Raw genomic sequence first — 15,065 nt, forward strand, 5'->3', positions numbered from 1 at the left:
GCACCGTGATCGTCCGTTCGTTCAAGGACCTCGAAGGCACCGACCGGCACGTGAAGGCCGCGTCCGGCACGTGGGAGAGCAAACGCATCGTCCTCGCCAAGGAGCGGGTCGGCTTCTCGCTGCACGAGACGATCCTGTACGCGGGCACGGAGACGTCGATGTGGTACGCCAACCACATCGAGGCCGTCGTGTGCGTCGAGGGCGAGGCCGAGCTCACCGACGACGAGACCGGGCAGAAGTACACGATCACGCCCGGCACCATGTACCTGCTCGACGGTCACGAGCGGCACACGATGCGGATCAAGGAGGACTTCCGCTGCATCTGTGTCTTCAACCCGCCCGTGACCGGACGGGAGGACCACGACGAGAACGGCGTCTACCCGCTGCTCACCGAACCCGAGGAGGTGTGATCTCACCATGACCACCACCACGCCCGCCACCGCAACCGCTGCCACGCCCGGCACCACCGTCACGGATCTCTATCCCAGCCGCGGCGCCACCGAGGTGTCGCTGCCGCGCCAGGACCCGGTCGTCTGGTCCCCGCCCGGCACCGCCGGCCCGGTGTCCGACACCGAGTTGCAGGCCTTCGAGCGCGACGGTTTCCTCACCGTCGACCAGCTCATCGGGCCCGACGAGGTGACCGTCTACCACCGGGAACTGGAGCGGCTGGTCACGGACCCGGCGATCCGGGCCGACGAACGCTCCATCGTCGAGCCGAAGTCCCAGGAGATCCGCTCCGTCTTCGAAGTGCACAGGATCAGCGAGGTGTTCGCGCGTCTCGTGCGCGACGAGCGGGTCGTCGGCCGGGCCCGCCAGATCCTCGGCTCCGACGTGTACGTCCACCAGTCGCGGATCAACGTCAAGCCGGGCTTCGGGGCCGGCGGGTTCTACTGGCACTCCGACTTCGAGACCTGGCACGCCGAGGACGGTCTGCCGAACATGCGGACCGTGTCCGTGTCGATCGCGCTCACCGAGAACTACGACACCAACGGCGGCCTCATGATCATGCCGGGGTCGCACCGGACGTTCCTCGGCTGTGCGGGAGCCACGCCGAAGGACAACTACAAGAAGTCCCTCCAGATGCAGGACGCGGGCACGCCCTCGGACGAGGCACTGACCCGGATGGCCTCCGAGTACGGCATCAAGCTCTTCACGGGCAAGGCCGGTTCGGCGACCTGGTTCGACTGCAACTGCATGCACGGCTCGGGCGACAACATCACGCCGTTCCCGCGCAGCAACGTGTTCATCGTGTTCAACAGCGTGGAGAACAAGGCCGTCGAGCCGTTCGCGGCTCCGGTCCGGCGGCCCGAGTTCATCGGGGCGCGCGACTTCACTCCGGTGCCGTAGGGCACGGAACCGGACGCGGACACCGGGCCCCGGTGTCGGGCGGGCGGTGGCACCGGTGTCGCTGGACTCACAGCCACGCCAGTGACGCCGCCCGTTCCCGTACGTTCCGTGCGGCGTCCTCGCGCGGGAATGGTGTGCGGGGGCGGGGCGTCGGCGCGGGCGTCCTCCGCACGGCCATCCCCCGCGCCGGCCGTTCAGGGAGCCAGGACGTCCAGCAGCCGGTCGACGTCGGTGGACGTGTTGTACAGGTGGAAGGCCGCGCGCAGGTTGCCCGCACGGTTCGAGACCTCGACGCCCGCGCCGCTCAACTCCTCCTGCCGGTGGCCGAGTCCGGGAACGGAGACGATCGGGGAGCCGGGGGACGGGACGGGCTCGTGGCCCAGGGTGTGCAGCCCCGCGCGGAAGCGGTCGGCCAGGGCCAGGTCGTGGGCGCGGATCGCGTCCACGCCCAGTTCCTCCACCAGCGCGAGGGAACGGCGGGCGCCGGCGTAGGAGAAGAGGGCGGGGCTCTCGTCGAACCGGCTGGCGGAGTGGGCGAGTTCGTCGATGGGGCCGTAGCAGGCGTCCCAGGGACGCTCGCCCGCCACCCAGCCGGCGAACAGCGACGGGAGTCCGCCGAGGTCCTCCGGGACGACCAGGAACGTCACCCCGCGCGGGCACAGCAGCCACTTGAAGGCGACGGAGGACACGTAGTCGTACGCGTCCGCGTCGAAGTCCAGCCAGCCGGCGGCCTGGGACGCGTCGACGTAGGTGCGCGCCCCGTGTTCGCGGGCCGCCGCCCGGATCGCGGCCAGGTCGGCGATCCTGCCGTCCGCCGACTGGGTGGCGCTGACCGCGACCAGTGCCGTGCCGGGCCGCACCGACTCGGCGACGTGTTCCAGCGGCACGCTGCGGACCTTGAGGTCGCGGCGGATGTGGAAGGGGTTCACGAGCGAGCTGAAGTCGGCCTCGGCGGTGAGGACTTCGGCGCCCTCGGGCAGCGAGGCGGCGACCAGTCCGCTGTAGACGGCGACCGAGGCCCCGGCCGCGACCCGGCGGGCGGGGACCCCGGTCAGCCGGGCGAAGGCCGCGCGGGCCGCCTCGACGTCGGCGAACATGTCGGTCGGCTGCCCGGCCGCGGCCGCCTCGACGGCGGTGTGCATGGCGGCCACGGTGCGGGCGGGCAGGAGCCCGGTGCTCGCGGTGTTGAGGTAGGTGTTCTTCGGGGCGAACTCGGTGCGGACGAGGCTCTCGAAGGTGTCCATGGAACCACTGTGAGCCCGGGGGACCTCCCGGTCCATTGCGAATTCTTACGCGATGGTCCTAAGGAACGCTTATAGGTCGGGGCTGACCTGCGGTGTTCAGGTTGTGGGGGTCACGGTTGTGGGGGTCACGGTTGTGGGGGTCACGGCTGCGGGAGTCACGGCTGCGGGAGTCACGGCTGCGGTACCGCGCAGCCGTCGGGGCCGCACGCCTCGGCGGCGCCCTCGTCGATCAGCTTCAGCGGTGACCGCTCGGCCCACGCCTGGGCCAGGGCCTGGGCGAAGACCTCCGCGGGCTGCGCGCCGGAGACGCCGTAGGCACGGTCCAGGACGAAGAAGGGCACGCCGCTCGCTCCGAGCTGGGCGGCCTCGCGTTCGTCGGCGCGGACCTCGTCGGCGTACGCGGCCGGGTCGGCGAGCACCGCGCGGGCGGCGTCGGCGTCCAGGCCGGCGGCGACGGCCAGGTCCACCAGCCGCTCGTGGCCCTCGGCGAAGACGGACCGCTCCTCGGCGAAGTTGGCCCGGTACAGGAGCTGGATGAGCGCGTCCTGCTTACCCTGCTCCTTGGCGAAGTGGAGCAGGCGGTGCATGTCGAAGGTGTTGCCGTGGTCGCGGCCCCGCGTCCGGTACTCCAGGCCCTCGGCGGCGGCCTGGGCGCCCAGGTTCTCCTCGCCGGCCTGGGCCTGGGCCTGGGTCATGCCGTACTTCTTGGTGAGCATGGTGAGCACGGGCTGGATGTCGCCCGGGGCGCGGTTCGGGTCCAGCTCGAACGACCGGTGGACGACCTCGACCTGGTCGCGGTGCGGGAAGGCCTCCAGCGCCTTGTCGAAGCGGGCCTTTCCCACGTAGCACCAGGGGCAGGCGATGTCCGTCCAGATCTCGACGCGCATGGTCTCGGCTCTCTCCAGGTCGGGTGACGGAGCTCCTCCGTCGAGTGGGTGAACGTTCAAGCAGCGGGGGGCATTCCCGGGGGTGTGGGGCGCGGGGGGTGTGGGGTGTGATGCCTGCGGCGGCCTGTGGGGGTGGGTGGGGGTGCTGCGCGTAGCGCGTTCGGTCGGGTGGGGGGCGGGGACGGGTCGGGGGTGTCCGTCCTCGGAACGTCGCGGAATGGGGTGTTCGCCGAGGTGCCCTGCGTTGACGCGACAACCGCTGCGGGCGGACACCCCCGACCCGTCCCCTTCCCGCCGTACGCGGGTGCGGCCCACCTCCCGACCGACCGGGACGGGAGCGGCGGGCCCTCTTCGCCGACAAGACGCGGGCAGGGGTGCCTCTTCTCCGGCCGGGTCGGGAGACGTCGGTCACGTCTCGGCCCACGGGCGGCCAGCCCTCGGGGGACCGAGGAGGGTGGCGACGGTTCACGTCGCGGAGCGGGCGGGGGCGGGCAGCGGGTACGGGCTGGGCGCCGCGTGGCTGCTGGGGCGCTGGGCTGCGCGCTGACCGCGGTGATGACGGGCGCCGTGCCCGCCTGGCGGGCGGGCCTGGCGGCCTCAACGCGGCGCGCCTCGCCGTCCTCGGGGTCTCCGACGGGTTCGTCGAGGGGACGCGGCTGAGCCTGGCCATCAGCGCGGCCCTGCTCACGGTGACGTGCGCGGTCAGCTGCCGTCTCGCAGGTCGGCCGGCGCGCCGGGCCGGAACGTGAGGTGGTCGTACGTCACCACGCAGCCCTCCCCCACCGGCGCCTGCGCCATGAAGCCGACCAGGGCGGCGCCGGTCTCCTTCTCCTCCCCGAGGGTGAAGAACCGGACGAAGGTCCAGCGCTCACCGTCGAGGGAGGCGTGGAAGGCGAAGGCCCGGCCGGTGCGGGTGACCCGCAGCCACACGGAACGGCCGTCCACGGCGAAGGAGTTGGCGTCGTCGGAGTGGCCCCGGGTGACCACCGTGCAGACGGTCGGCACATCCGGGGAGTACTCCAGGCAGAGCTTCGCCCAGGCCCGCTCCCCGACATGGACGTACAGCACGCCCGCGTCGAAGGCCCCGGTGAACCCGACCGTGACCCGGGCGATCAGCTGGAAGTCCCCGTCGGGCGCCCCGAGCAGCCGGGGCGCGTCGGAGGCGGGGTCCAGTTCCTCGCCGGTGGGCGGCACGAAGCGGTCCTGGCGCGGACCGGCCCGTCCGGTGAGCACACCGTCCGCGTAGGTCCAGTCACCGTCGGGCCCGAAGGGGCTCAGGGGGAAGGGCAGTTCGGGAAGTGCGATGTCCATCGGCCAAGTCTCCAAGGGCCAGTCGAGTTGCCAAGGGTGCGGGGAACTGCGCGGCCGGCCACGACGGACCGGCAGCACAGCAACTGCCCGCAACCCTGCGGCGCGTTACCGCTCCAGACGCCCGTTGAACCGGCGGGGCAGCCCCAGCGGGTTGTCGTCCCGCAGCTCGGGCGGCAGCAGCGCCTGCGGCGCGTTCTGGTACGCGACCGGCCGCAGCCACCGCTCGATCGCGGTACCGCCGACGGACGTGGACGTGGACGTGGTCGCCGGGTAGGGACCGCCGTGGTGCTGGGCCGGAGCCACAGCGACCCCCGTGGGCCAGCCGTTCACCAGCACGCGGCCGGCCAGCGGCGTGAGCTCGGCGAGGATCTCCGCGCCGCGTCCCTCACCGGCGGCCTCCTCGGCGGACAGCTGCACGGTCGCCGTCAGGTTGCCCGGCAGCCGCGACAGCACCGACTTGACCTCGGCCTCGTCGTCGTAGCGGGCCACGACGGTGACCGGTCCGAAGCACTCTTCCAGCAGCAGGTCGTACTCCCCCTGCTGGGTCAGCCTGCCGGCCGGTACCGTCAGGAAGCCGGGGCTCACCGTGTGCTCGCCGCCCGCGCCCGGCGTGACCGGTGAGTCGACGTCGGGCAGCTCGGTCCGCTCGGTGACACCCGCGATGAAGTTGTCCCGCATCCGGTGGTCGAGCAGGACGCCCGCGTCGGTGTCGCTGACCGCGTCCGTGAGCGACTTGACCAGGCCGTCGCCCGCGGCGCCGGAGGGCACCAGCACCAGGCCCGGCTTCACGCAGAACTGCCCGACACCGAGCGTCATCGACCCGGCGAGCCCGGTGCCGATCGCCTCGGCGCGCTCGGCGGCCGCCGCCTCCGTGACGACGACGGGGTTCAGCGAGCCCAGCTCGCCGTGGAACGGGATCGGCACCGGCCGCGCGGCGGCGGCGTCGAACAGCGCGCGCCCGCCCCGGATGGAGCCGGTGAAGCCCGCGGCCGAGACCAGCGGGTGCTTGATCAGTTCGATGCCCGCCTCGAAGCCGTGCACGAGGCCCACGACGCCCTCGGGGATGCCCTGGGCGGCGGCGGCCCGGCGCAGCACCGACGCGACCAGCTCGGACAGGCCCGGGTGGTCGGGGTGGGCCTTGACGACCACCGGGCAGCCCGCGCCCAGCGCGCTCGCGGTGTCGCCGCCGGCGACGGAGAAGGCGAAGGGGAAGTTGGAGGCCGAGTAGACGGCGACGACACCCAGCGGCACCTTGTAGCGGCGCAGGTCCGGGATCGGCGGGGTCGCGGTGTCGTCGGGGTGGTTGATGACGACGTCCAGGAAGGCGCCCTCGTCGACGATGTCCGCGAAGGCCCGCAGCTGGTAGCAGGTGCGGGCGAGCTCGCCGGTCAGCCGGACCGGACCGAGCGCGGTCTCCGCGTCGGCGGCCTCGACGAGGTGGTCCCTGGACGCCTCCAGGCCGTCGGCGGCGGCGCGCAGGAAGGCCGAGCGGACCGCGCGGTCGGCGAGAGCGCCCCGCGCCTCGTGCGCGGCGCGGACGGTGGCGTCCACCTCCTCAGCTGTGGCCTCCACCGCAACCTGTTCACGCTGCTTCCCGGTTCGGGGGTCGACACTCCAGACTGGTGCTGCTGCCACCGCGGGTCCCTCCACGTATGTATTGCCGCTGCTTTGCCGCAGTTCTTGGGTCATCCACCAGGGTCGTTCGATATGCTGAACGCTGTCTCTGATGATGAATATGCTGTTGGAGACTATTTCCCGTCGAACGAAGGGGTCAAGGGCGATGTCGGCAGTCGAGACAGGCGGCGGGGCGCAGGTCAAGTCCGCGGTACGGACGGTTGAACTGCTCGAGTACTTCGCCGGACGCCCCGGTATGCACTCCCTGGCCGCGGTCCAGGAGGCCGTCGGGTACCCCAAGTCCAGTCTGTACATGCTGCTGCGCACCCTGGTGGAGCTGGGCTGGGTGGAGACGGACGCGACGGGCACGCGGTACGGCATCGGCGTACGGGCGCTGCTGGTGGGCACCTCGTACATCGACGGTGACGAGGTGGTCGCGGCGGCCCGGCCGACGCTGGACCGGCTGTCGGACGACACCACGGAGACCATCCACCTGGCGCGGCTGGACGGTACCAACGTCGTCTACCTCGCCACCCGCCAGTCGCAGCACTACCTGCGCCCCTTCACCCGGGTCGGCCGCCGCCTGCCCGCGCACTCCACGTCGCTCGGCAAGGCGCTGCTCAGCACCTACACGGACGAACAGGTGCGCAAGATGCTCCCGGAGACACTGCCGGCGCTGACCGAGAACACGATCACCGACCGGGAGCAGCTCATCGAGGAGCTGCACCAGGTCAGAGACCAGGGCATCGCCGTCGACCGCGAGGAGAACACGCTGGGGCTGCGCTGCTTCGGCGTGGCGATCCCCTACCGCACGCCCGCGCGGGACGCGATCAGCTGCTCCGTGCCGGTGGCGCGGCTCACCCCCGCGCACGAGCAGATGGTGAAGGACGCGCTGTTCGACGCCCGTGACCGGCTGACCCTCGCCACCCGGAGGCTGTGAATCCATGGAGGTCGTACTCCGCGAGGTCCACGACAGCGACCTGCCGGTCTTCTTCCGGCAGCTGAACGACCCGGAGGCGCTGCACATGGCGGCCTTCACGCCGGTGGATCCCGCCGACCGGGACGCCTTCGACGCCCGCTGGAAGCGGATCCGGTCCTCGGACGTCGTGGCGCGGACGGTGCTGGCCGACGGTGACGTGGTGGGCAGCGCGATGGTGTACGGGGAGCCGGGCGAGCGCGAGGTGACGTACTGGGTGGACCGCGCGTACTGGGGGCGGGGCGTGGCCACCGCCGCCCTGCGCGGGCTGCTGGCCGAGGTGCCGGAACGCCCGCTGTACGCCCGCGCCGCCGCCGACAACCAGGGCTCGCTGCGCGTCCTGGAGAAGTGCGGCTTCCGGGCGACCGCGCGGGCGCGGGGCGTGGCGAGCGCCCGGGGCGGGGAGATCGACGAGGTCGTGCTGTCCCTGAAGGGGTGAGGTGTCCCGAGTCGGGCGGGCGTTCATGAACACCCGATGAGAAAGGCGACGGAAGGGAACGTTCCGGTCGTTCTCGCTCGTCTGTCCGGGTGGGATGAACAAGACGATCAGGCGCGCCTCCGTCTTCACGCTGCTACTGGTGCTCTCCCTGCTGGGCAGGGCGACCTGGGTGCAGTTCTACGACGGCCGGGCGCTCGCGGACGACAAGGACAACCGGCGCAACGCGATCGAGACGTACGCGGAGCCGCTCGGGAACATCATCGTGGCCGGCGAGTCGATCACCGGTTCCGCGCGGACGAAGGGCAGCGACCTCAGGTACAAACGCACGTACACGGACGGCAGCCTCTACGCCGCGGTGACGGGCTACGCCTCGCAGGCGTACGCACCCACCCAGCTGGAGGGCATCTACCAGGACCTCCTCAACGGCACGGACACCCGGCTGAAGACGGTGATGGACACGGTCACCAACGAGCGGGCCGAGCCGGGCAACGTGGTGACGACGATCGATCCGGACGTGCAGAAGGCGGCGTACGACGCGCTCGGGGAGAAGAAGGGCGCGGCCGTCGCGATCGACCCGGGCACCGGGAGGATCCTCGCGGTGGTGTCGACGCCGTCGTACGACCCCTCCTCGCTGACCGACGCCAACACCGCCGGGCCGGCCTGGAAGCAGCTCAACGCGGACGCGGACAAGCCGCTGACCAACCGCGCGCTGCGCCAGCCGCTGCCGCCGGGCTCGACGTTCAAGCTGGTCGTGGCGGCGGCCGCGCTGGAGGACGGGCTGTACGCGTCGGTGGACGAGAAGACGGACAGCCCGAACCCGTACCCGCTGCCGGGCACGACCAGGTACCTGGACAACGAGAACGCGAGCGCGCCCTGCGCGGACGCCACGATCCGTACGGCGCTGCGGTACTCGTGCAACAACGTCTTCGGGAAGATGGCCGTCGACCTGGGCCAGGACAAGCTCAAGGCGATGGCGGAGAAGTTCGGCTTCAACGACCAGGCGCAGGACGTGCCGGTACGGGCCTACCCGAGTGTCTACCCCTCGGACATGGACGAGTCGTCCACGGCCCTGACCGGCATCGGCCAGTTCGACGTCACCGCCACCCCGCTCCAGATGGCCATGGTGACGGCGGCGCTGGCCAACGGCGGCAAGCTGGTCTCGCCGCACCTGGTGTCGCAGATCACCGACAGCGGCGGTGACGTCCTGGAGAACTACGACGACGCGGGCGCCGAGGAGATCGTCAGCTCCTCGACCGCCGAGCAGTTGGAGTCGGCGATGCGGACGGTCGTCGAGGAGGGCACCGGTACGAACGCGCGGATCTCCGGCGCGACGGTGGGCGGCAAGACGGGCACGGCCCAGCACGGCGAGAACAACAGCCGCACGCCGTACGCCTGGTTCACGTCGTACGGCAAGGCCGACGGCAAGGAGGTCGCCGTGGCGGTGGTCGTGGAGCAGTCGGACGCGGCGCGCTCGGAGGTCAGCGGCAACGGGCTGGCGGCGCCGGTGGCCAGGGCGGTGATGGAGGCGGCGCTCGGGAAGTAGGCGTCGGTGGGGGGCGGTTCCGCCGGGAACCGCCCCCCGCGCCTCACTTGACGCCCAGGACCTGCTCGATCGGGTCGATGGCGAAGTACACCAGGAACAGGGCGGCCGTCCCCCACAGCAGCCAGTGGACCTCCTTGGCCTTGCCGAGGACGGCCTTGATCAGCACGTAGGCGAGGAAGCCGGCGCCGATGCCGTTGGTGATGGAGTACGTGAACGGCATCACGGCGATGGTCAGGAACGCCGGGATGGCGATCTCGTACCGGTCCCAGTCGATGTGCTTGACCTGGGTCATCATCAGGAAGCCGACGGCGACCAGGGCGGGGGCCGCCGCCTGGAGCGGGACGATGGTGAGCAGCGGGGTCAGGAACAGGGCCAGGGCGAACAGGCCGCCGGTGACCACGTTGGAGAAGCCGGTGCGCGAGCCCTCACCGACACCGGCCGCCGACTCGATGTAGGAGGTGGCGGAGGAGGACGAGGCCGCGCCGCCCGCGACCGCGGCGGCGCCGTCGATGAGCAGGACCCGGCCGAGGTGGGGGACCTTGCCCTCCTCGTCGAGGAGACCCGCCTCGGCGCTGACGCCGACGACCGTGCCCATGGTGTCGAAGAAGTCGGACAGGATCAGCGTGAAGATCAGCAGGACCACGGTGATGACGCCGACACCGGGCGCACCGAAGGCGCCGAACAGGCTGAAGTGACCGATCAGTCCGAAATCGGGCGTATCGACGATCTTGTCGGGCCACGCGGGGGTGGTCAGGCCCCAGGTCTTCACGTCGGCGGCGGAGTTGATGATCATCGCGAGGAACGTCATGGCCACGATGGAGATCAGGATGGCGCCCTTGACCTTGCGGGCGAGCAGTCCGATCGTCAGCAGCACGCCGAGGCAGAACACGAGGATGGGCCACCCGGTGAGGCTGCCGGTGCCGCCGAGCTGGACCGGGACGGTGGTGTTCGCCACGTCGGGGATGCGGGTGACGAACCCGGCGTCGACGAAGCCGATGAAGGCGATGAACAGGCCGATGCCGACGCTGATCGCCTGCTTGAGCTGGTGCGGGATGGCCCGCATCACGGCTTCGCGCAGTCCGGTGACCACCAGGACACAGATCAGCAGGCCCTCGATGACGATGAGGCCCATCGCGTCGTCCCAGCTCATCAGCGGGGCGATCTGGAAGGCGACGACCGCGTTGAGGCCGAGGCCGGCGGCGAGCGCGAGGGGCAGATTGCCCCCGATGCCCATGATGACCGTCATCACCGCGGCCACCAGGGCGGTGGCCGTGGTCAGTTGGACCGCATCCAGCTGGTGGCCGAACTTGTCCTTCGCGCTGCCGAGGATGAGCGGATTCAGGACAAGGATGTAGGCCATCGTGAAGAAGGTGGCGAAGCCGCCCCGTATCTCCCGGCCGACGGTGGATCCCCGCTCGGAGATCCGGAAGAACCGGTCGACGGCGTTCGCCCCCGGTGGCGGGGCACTTGGCCGGTCGGCCGTCTTCTCGGTCTCGGACATGGCTGTCGCTCCTTGGTGCCTGAGTGATCGGTGTGCGGATGCTGGCTGGATTGTTCCCTCGTTGAACCCGCCCCAGGTTTTCTCCGTGTTACGGAATCGGGGCCGGTCGAGGCCGGACGACCCTACGGTGTTCGAAGGCCCGTACGAACCAAACAGTCGGTCGCTGCTACGCTTCCGGATCTCGTCCGGGCCACCTCCGGATGATCACATGTCGGTCACATGACACACGCAGGCGCCCTGAGGGTGCCCGTGCCGCCGTGAGGAGAGGTCGCCCGTGGGCACAGTCGTCGACGACGCCGCCTCCGTGGAGTTCCACGCCTTCTTCGAGCGCCACTACGCCGAACTGTCCCGCCTGGCCCATCTGCTGACCGGTGAGGCGGACGCCGCCGACGACCTGGCCGCGGACGCGCTGCTGGCGCTGTGGCACCGGTGGGACCGGGTCCGCGCGGCCGACCACCCGGCGGCGTACGCGCGCGGAGTGGTCGCGAACCTGGCCCGCACCCGGATCCGCAGCGCGGTCCGCGAGCGGCGGCGGGTCGCGCTGTTCTGGTCCCAGCGCGAGGAGAGAACAGAGAACCCGGACGTGGCCGGTGTGATCGACGTGCAGGAGGCGTTGCGTAGACTCCCGTTCCGCAAACGCGCCTGTGTGGTGCTGCGGCACGCCTTCGACCTCTCGGAGAAGGACACCGCGCTCGCCCTCGGCGTCTCGGTCGGTACGGTGAAGAGCCAGACCTCCAAGGGAATGGCCGAATTACAACGGCTGCTGGGCACACAGGCGGCTGCTCCGCAGAAGGTGCACGCGGCGATGGCGCGTACCGGTGACGCCGGAGGAAGGGACCGATGACCATGCGGCGGGACGTGCACGACGAGCTGCGCGCCCGGCTGCACGAGGCGGCCGGGGCCCACGAGCCCGACCGCGCGCGCATCCTGGCCCGGATCGAGCGCGGCATGAGCGAGCGGACCCACTCCGACCACCGGGCGACCCGTCCGCCGGTGTTCGGCTGGGTGCGGGTGGTCACCGCCACGGCCGCGGTCGCGGGCGTGCTCGGGGTGGGCGGCTACGCCGTCGCCTCCGCGGTGAAGGACGACACGCCTCCGCAGCGGACGGTGGCGGTCACGGCGACCCCCACCCCCTCCCCCACCCCCGCCGCCACCAGCCGGGCGCCCGCCCCGCCGGTGGATCCGCCGCCGAGCAGTCCGCGAGAGCCTCGCGAGTCGAGCGAGTCGCCCGTGCGGACGCCGAGCGCGTCGGCCACCGCCGAGGCGCCCGCCGCCTCCGGCACCGAGGACGGCCCGCTGTGGTCGGACGGCTCGGTGGACCCGCACAGCAACGAGTTCTGGGCGCAGAGCAACGTGACCGTGAAGACGGGCGAGAAACTCACCGCGCTCACCGTGCGGTTGCAGGTCCGGCAGACCGGCGGGGTCACCTCGGCCGGCGCCTGGCGGTCCGCGCCCGAGGACGACTTCACGGCGACGGTCACCGAGCAGGACGGCTTCCTCGTCTACACCTGGGTGCTCAAGCCGGGCCGTTCGGTGTGGCCGGGCCAGTGGGTGTTCGCGGGCCAGTTCGACCACGACCGCGGCGGCCGCGACGCGAAGGACGACCGCTACACGGTCACCGCCACCGCGGCCGGCCGGCCGCTCGCCGTGGAGGGCGACTTCGCCGCTCGTGGCGACGCCGAGGACGACTCGTAAAAAACTTCCGAAGACGCGGCAACCCTTTCTCCACGTGTGGCGACCAGGAAGCGCAAGGTCCTCTCGCACGCAAGGAACAGGCATGACTGCACGAGCTGAACAGCGCGTCCGCCACCGTCGCCGGGTCACCGCACGGCGAGCGGTGATCGCCGGAGCCGCCGCTTTCGGCATCACCGGAGCGGCGGTCCTCACCACGACGCTGCTGTCCTCCGCGGGCGCCGCCTCCACCTGGCCGGCCGCCAAGGGCACCAAGTCCGTGTCGTCCACGATCAAGGTGTCCGGCACCTACGACGGCAAGCTCACGAGGTTCCAGGGCGCCGGCGCCCTGGGCGGCAGCGGCCAGGAGGAGGGCCAGGACCCGGTCTTCGAGCTGGCCGACGGGGCGGTCCTGAAGAACGTGATCATCGGCACCCCGGCTGCGGACGGCGTCCACTGCAAGGGCAGCTGCACCCTGGAGAACGTGTGGTGGCTGGACGTCGGCGAGGACGCGGCCAGCTTCAAGGGCACGTCGTCGTCGGCCGTGTACCGGGTCGTCGGCGGCGGCGCGAAGAACGGCGCCGACAAGGTGCTCCAGTTCAACGGCGCCGGCAAGCTGACCGTGACCGGCTTCCAGGTGCACAACTCGGGCAAGCTGGTCCGCACCTGCGGCAACTGCAAGAAGCAGTACAAGCGCACGGTCGTGCTGAGCGACATCGACGTGACCGCGCCGCTGAAGGCGATCGTCGGCGTCAACGCCAACTACGGGGACACGGCCACGCTGTCGCGGATCCGGATCCACGGCGACCCCGAGAAGAAGACCAAGACGTGTGTCCGCTTCCAGGGCAACAACACCGGCAAGGAGCCCAAGGAACTCGGCACCGGCCCCGACGGCACGACCTGCAAGTTCAAGAGCTCGGACATCACGTACGGCTGACCCCCGGACGCCGGCCGGTCGAAAGCCCCCCTTTGGACCGGCCGGAAGCACTGGCCGAACCCCCTTCGGCCGGTCACCAGAACGCCCCCGCCGGTGACGACCGGCGGGGGCGTTCACCTGCGTGAGGCGGGCTTGAGACAGGCGGGAGGCAGACCGGAATCGTCCGTCGGGCCCTAGTGCCGTGGCAGGCAACGTTCGCCCCGTCGCGACGCCCGGCACGCCCTCTCGCCGCACCGGACGCCGCTCCTTGACGGGCAAACGTTGCCTGCCGCGGCACTAGGTCATCGTCGTGCCGATGGCCGTCGACCCGGTCGTGAGGAACGTGGTGGCCGGCAACGCGCCGTCCCGCCTGCGGGGTCCGGACGCGCTGGTGGCGTCCGTCGACCTGAACGCCGGCGCGCGCACCCCGCCGTCCCAGTTGTTGGCCGCGGAGACGGTGGACGAACCCAGCCTGGACAGGCCCCCCTTGTTGCCCACCGAGAGGTTCCGCGCGAGCCGCGCCTTGCCCGTGGCGAAGGAGAACCCCGCGCCCGTGTTGGCGTACGCGGTGTTGCGGTTCAGCACGATCGCCCCCGGGTTGGAGTTCTCGGTGAACCCGTGCCGCGTGTTGGCCCACGCCGCGTTGTGGTTGACGACGTGGGGGACGGTGACCCCGCCCCCGCCCAGCTTGAACCCGTTCCCGTTGCCGTCGAACGCGGGGTCGCCCCAGCGGTTCTCGCCGTTGCCGAAGGCCCAGGTGTGCTCGACGGTGACCGGCGAGGAGAACTGCCACAGGTCGAGACCGTCGTCGGAGTTGCCGTACAGCCGCGCGCCGGTGATCCGGTTGCCCGTGCCGGAGCCGAACTTCACGGCGATCCCGTCGGCGTTCCGCCCGTGCCCGGCCGGGTCGTAGTTGCCGTGACTGTCCAGGTTCCGCACGAGGTTGCCGACCGTGCCGTCACCGCGCAGCGTGAAACCGGAGTCGCCGTTGTCCGCGGTGACCAGGTTCTCGAAGACCCCGCCCACCGAGGACGTGACGACCAGGCCCTGGGCCGGGGAGTTCTGGAAGGTGAGGTCCCGCACGGTCCAGTGGTCGCCGTGGATCGCGGCCAGCCAGGAGCCGTCGGGCAGCCGGGAGCCGTCGATCCGCACCTTCTCGGTGCCGTACGCGCGCAGCGTGATCCGTGCCGAACGGGTGCCGTTCGCCGTGGACTCGAGAGTCGCCGCCGGCGTGTACGTGCCGCCGCGCACCTGGATGACGGTGCCGGCGACCGCGTTCCTCACCGCCGACTCCAGCTGCGCGGTGCTGGACACGGTGACCGTCGTCGAGGCGGCCTCGGCTCCCCCTTCGGTGAGGCCGAGGTACACACCGCCCGCGCCCGCGGCGACGGCCACCGCCGCGGCGATCGAGAAGGTCCGTGTCCTGCGGTGGCGGCCGGTGCTGTGACGCACGGGGCGTTCCTTTCCTGGGGGACGGTGACGAAACGGGCCGGAGGGGCCGCCCCGGCCCGTTTCTGGGACTGGGTCGCCGCGAGGGCCGGAAAGGTTGCCGCCGCCCGCGAAAGCAGTCGAAACTTTCGCTCGCGACGGCCCCGTCCGTACCGATTGACGCGCTG

Annotated in this window: 14 protein-coding genes; 8 read left to right on the top strand and 6 right to left on the bottom strand. The window is 71.4% G+C overall.

The window, feature by feature from the left end; translation table 11 throughout:
- Positions 1–5: 5 nt before the first annotated feature.
- Both QQS16_RS11960 and thpD read left to right on the top strand, forming a co-directional pair.
- Positions 6–410 carry an ectoine synthase gene (locus tag QQS16_RS11960; protein ID WP_286061613.1) on the top strand — a complete coding sequence of 135 codons (405 nt, stop codon included), beginning with the start codon at positions 6–8 and terminating at the stop codon, positions 408–410.
- A 7-nt stretch (positions 411–417) separates the two neighbouring features.
- Positions 418–1,347, top strand: a complete 930-nt coding sequence (thpD, locus tag QQS16_RS11965) for an ectoine hydroxylase (protein WP_286061614.1) — start codon at positions 418–420, stop codon at positions 1,345–1,347.
- A 194-nt stretch (positions 1,348–1,541) separates the two neighbouring features.
- On the opposite strand, the gene QQS16_RS11970 is transcribed toward thpD, so the two are convergent.
- The 4 genes from QQS16_RS11970 to QQS16_RS11985 all read right to left on the bottom strand — a co-directional run bounded on the left by QQS16_RS11970 (position 1,542) and on the right by QQS16_RS11985 (position 6,424).
- A complete protein-coding gene (locus QQS16_RS11970) occupies positions 1,542–2,591 on the bottom strand; it encodes an aminotransferase class V-fold PLP-dependent enzyme (protein ID WP_286061615.1) in 1,050 nt (349 codons plus the stop codon).
- Positions 2,592–2,761: 170 nt separating this feature from the next.
- Positions 2,762–3,478 carry a DsbA family oxidoreductase gene (locus QQS16_RS11975; RefSeq protein WP_286061616.1) on the bottom strand — a complete coding sequence of 239 codons (717 nt, stop codon included), beginning with the start codon at positions 3,476–3,478 and terminating at the stop codon, positions 2,762–2,764.
- Positions 3,479–4,180: 702 nt separating this feature from the next.
- Entirely contained in the window at positions 4,181–4,789 is a 609-nt protein-coding gene (locus QQS16_RS11980) for a DUF1349 domain-containing protein (RefSeq protein ID WP_286061617.1), read from the bottom strand.
- 105 nt (positions 4,790–4,894) lie between these two features.
- Complete coding sequence (locus tag QQS16_RS11985; RefSeq protein WP_286061618.1) at positions 4,895–6,424, bottom strand: aldehyde dehydrogenase (NADP(+)); 1,530 nt, start codon at positions 6,422–6,424, stop codon at positions 4,895–4,897.
- A 145-nt stretch (positions 6,425–6,569) separates the two neighbouring features.
- Here QQS16_RS11985 and QQS16_RS11990 point away from each other — a divergent pair, with 145 nt between their 5' ends.
- From QQS16_RS11990 to QQS16_RS12000, 3 genes are all read left to right on the top strand, one after another.
- The gene (locus tag QQS16_RS11990; protein ID WP_286061619.1) at positions 6,570–7,343 is read left to right on the top strand and encodes an IclR family transcriptional regulator; all 774 of its coding nucleotides are present in this window, start codon (positions 6,570–6,572) and stop codon (positions 7,341–7,343) included.
- 4 nt (positions 7,344–7,347) lie between these two features.
- Positions 7,348–7,818, top strand: a complete 471-nt coding sequence (locus QQS16_RS11995; protein ID WP_286061620.1) for a GNAT family N-acetyltransferase — start codon at positions 7,348–7,350, stop codon at positions 7,816–7,818.
- A 94-nt stretch (positions 7,819–7,912) separates the two neighbouring features.
- The gene (locus QQS16_RS12000) at positions 7,913–9,361 is read left to right on the top strand and encodes a peptidoglycan D,D-transpeptidase FtsI family protein (RefSeq protein ID WP_286061621.1); all 1,449 of its coding nucleotides are present in this window, start codon (positions 7,913–7,915) and stop codon (positions 9,359–9,361) included.
- Positions 9,362–9,404: 43 nt separating this feature from the next.
- On the opposite strand, the gene QQS16_RS12005 is transcribed toward QQS16_RS12000, so the two are convergent.
- Complete coding sequence (locus QQS16_RS12005) at positions 9,405–10,862, bottom strand: NCS2 family permease (RefSeq protein WP_286061622.1); 1,458 nt, start codon at positions 10,860–10,862, stop codon at positions 9,405–9,407.
- Between the two features lie 274 nt (positions 10,863–11,136).
- Between QQS16_RS12005 and QQS16_RS12010 the strand changes: the two genes are divergently transcribed.
- The 3 genes from QQS16_RS12010 (at position 11,137) to QQS16_RS12020 (ending at position 13,470) form a co-directional block, all read left to right on the top strand.
- Positions 11,137–11,706 (top strand): SigE family RNA polymerase sigma factor, encoded by a 570-nt coding sequence (locus tag QQS16_RS12010; protein ID WP_286061623.1) that lies wholly within the window; start codon positions 11,137–11,139, stop codon positions 11,704–11,706.
- The gene (locus QQS16_RS12015) at positions 11,703–12,557 is read left to right on the top strand and encodes a hypothetical protein (protein ID WP_286061624.1); all 855 of its coding nucleotides are present in this window, start codon (positions 11,703–11,705) and stop codon (positions 12,555–12,557) included. Before QQS16_RS12010 ends, QQS16_RS12015 begins: the two co-directional genes overlap by 4 nt.
- Before the next feature lie 82 nt (positions 12,558–12,639).
- Entirely contained in the window at positions 12,640–13,470 is an 831-nt protein-coding gene (locus QQS16_RS12020) for a pectate lyase (protein WP_286061625.1), read from the top strand.
- 276 nt (positions 13,471–13,746) lie between these two features.
- On the opposite strand, the gene QQS16_RS12025 is transcribed toward QQS16_RS12020, so the two are convergent.
- Positions 13,747–14,901 carry a right-handed parallel beta-helix repeat-containing protein gene (locus QQS16_RS12025; RefSeq protein WP_286061626.1) on the bottom strand — a complete coding sequence of 385 codons (1,155 nt, stop codon included), beginning with the start codon at positions 14,899–14,901 and terminating at the stop codon, positions 13,747–13,749.
- Positions 14,902–15,065 lie beyond the last annotated feature (164 nt).

This window comes from Streptomyces sp. ALI-76-A (assembly GCF_030287445.1).
Classification (GTDB): domain Bacteria; phylum Actinomycetota; class Actinomycetes; order Streptomycetales; family Streptomycetaceae; genus Streptomyces.

Bases quoted from the DNA above. Each gene is read 5' to 3' on its own strand.
- QQS16_RS12020 (WP_286061625.1), top strand. From the start codon at position 12,640: ATGACTGCACGAGCTGAACAGCGCGTCCGCCACCGTCGCCGGGTCACC.
- QQS16_RS12005 (WP_286061622.1), bottom strand. From the start codon at position 10,862: ATGTCCGAGACCGAGAAGACGGCCGACCGGCCAAGTGCCCCGCCACCG.
- QQS16_RS12015 (WP_286061624.1), top strand. From the start codon at position 11,703: ATGACCATGCGGCGGGACGTGCACGACGAGCTGCGCGCCCGGCTGCAC.
- QQS16_RS11970 (WP_286061615.1), bottom strand. From the start codon at position 2,591: ATGGACACCTTCGAGAGCCTCGTCCGCACCGAGTTCGCCCCGAAGAAC.
- thpD (WP_286061614.1), top strand. From the start codon at position 418: ATGACCACCACCACGCCCGCCACCGCAACCGCTGCCACGCCCGGCACC.
- QQS16_RS12000 (WP_286061621.1), top strand. From the start codon at position 7,913: ATGAACAAGACGATCAGGCGCGCCTCCGTCTTCACGCTGCTACTGGTG.
- QQS16_RS11995 (WP_286061620.1), top strand. From the start codon at position 7,348: ATGGAGGTCGTACTCCGCGAGGTCCACGACAGCGACCTGCCGGTCTTC.
- QQS16_RS11975 (WP_286061616.1), bottom strand. From the start codon at position 3,478: ATGCGCGTCGAGATCTGGACGGACATCGCCTGCCCCTGGTGCTACGTG.
- QQS16_RS11990 (WP_286061619.1), top strand. From the start codon at position 6,570: ATGTCGGCAGTCGAGACAGGCGGCGGGGCGCAGGTCAAGTCCGCGGTA.
- QQS16_RS11980 (WP_286061617.1), bottom strand. From the start codon at position 4,789: ATGGACATCGCACTTCCCGAACTGCCCTTCCCCCTGAGCCCCTTCGGG.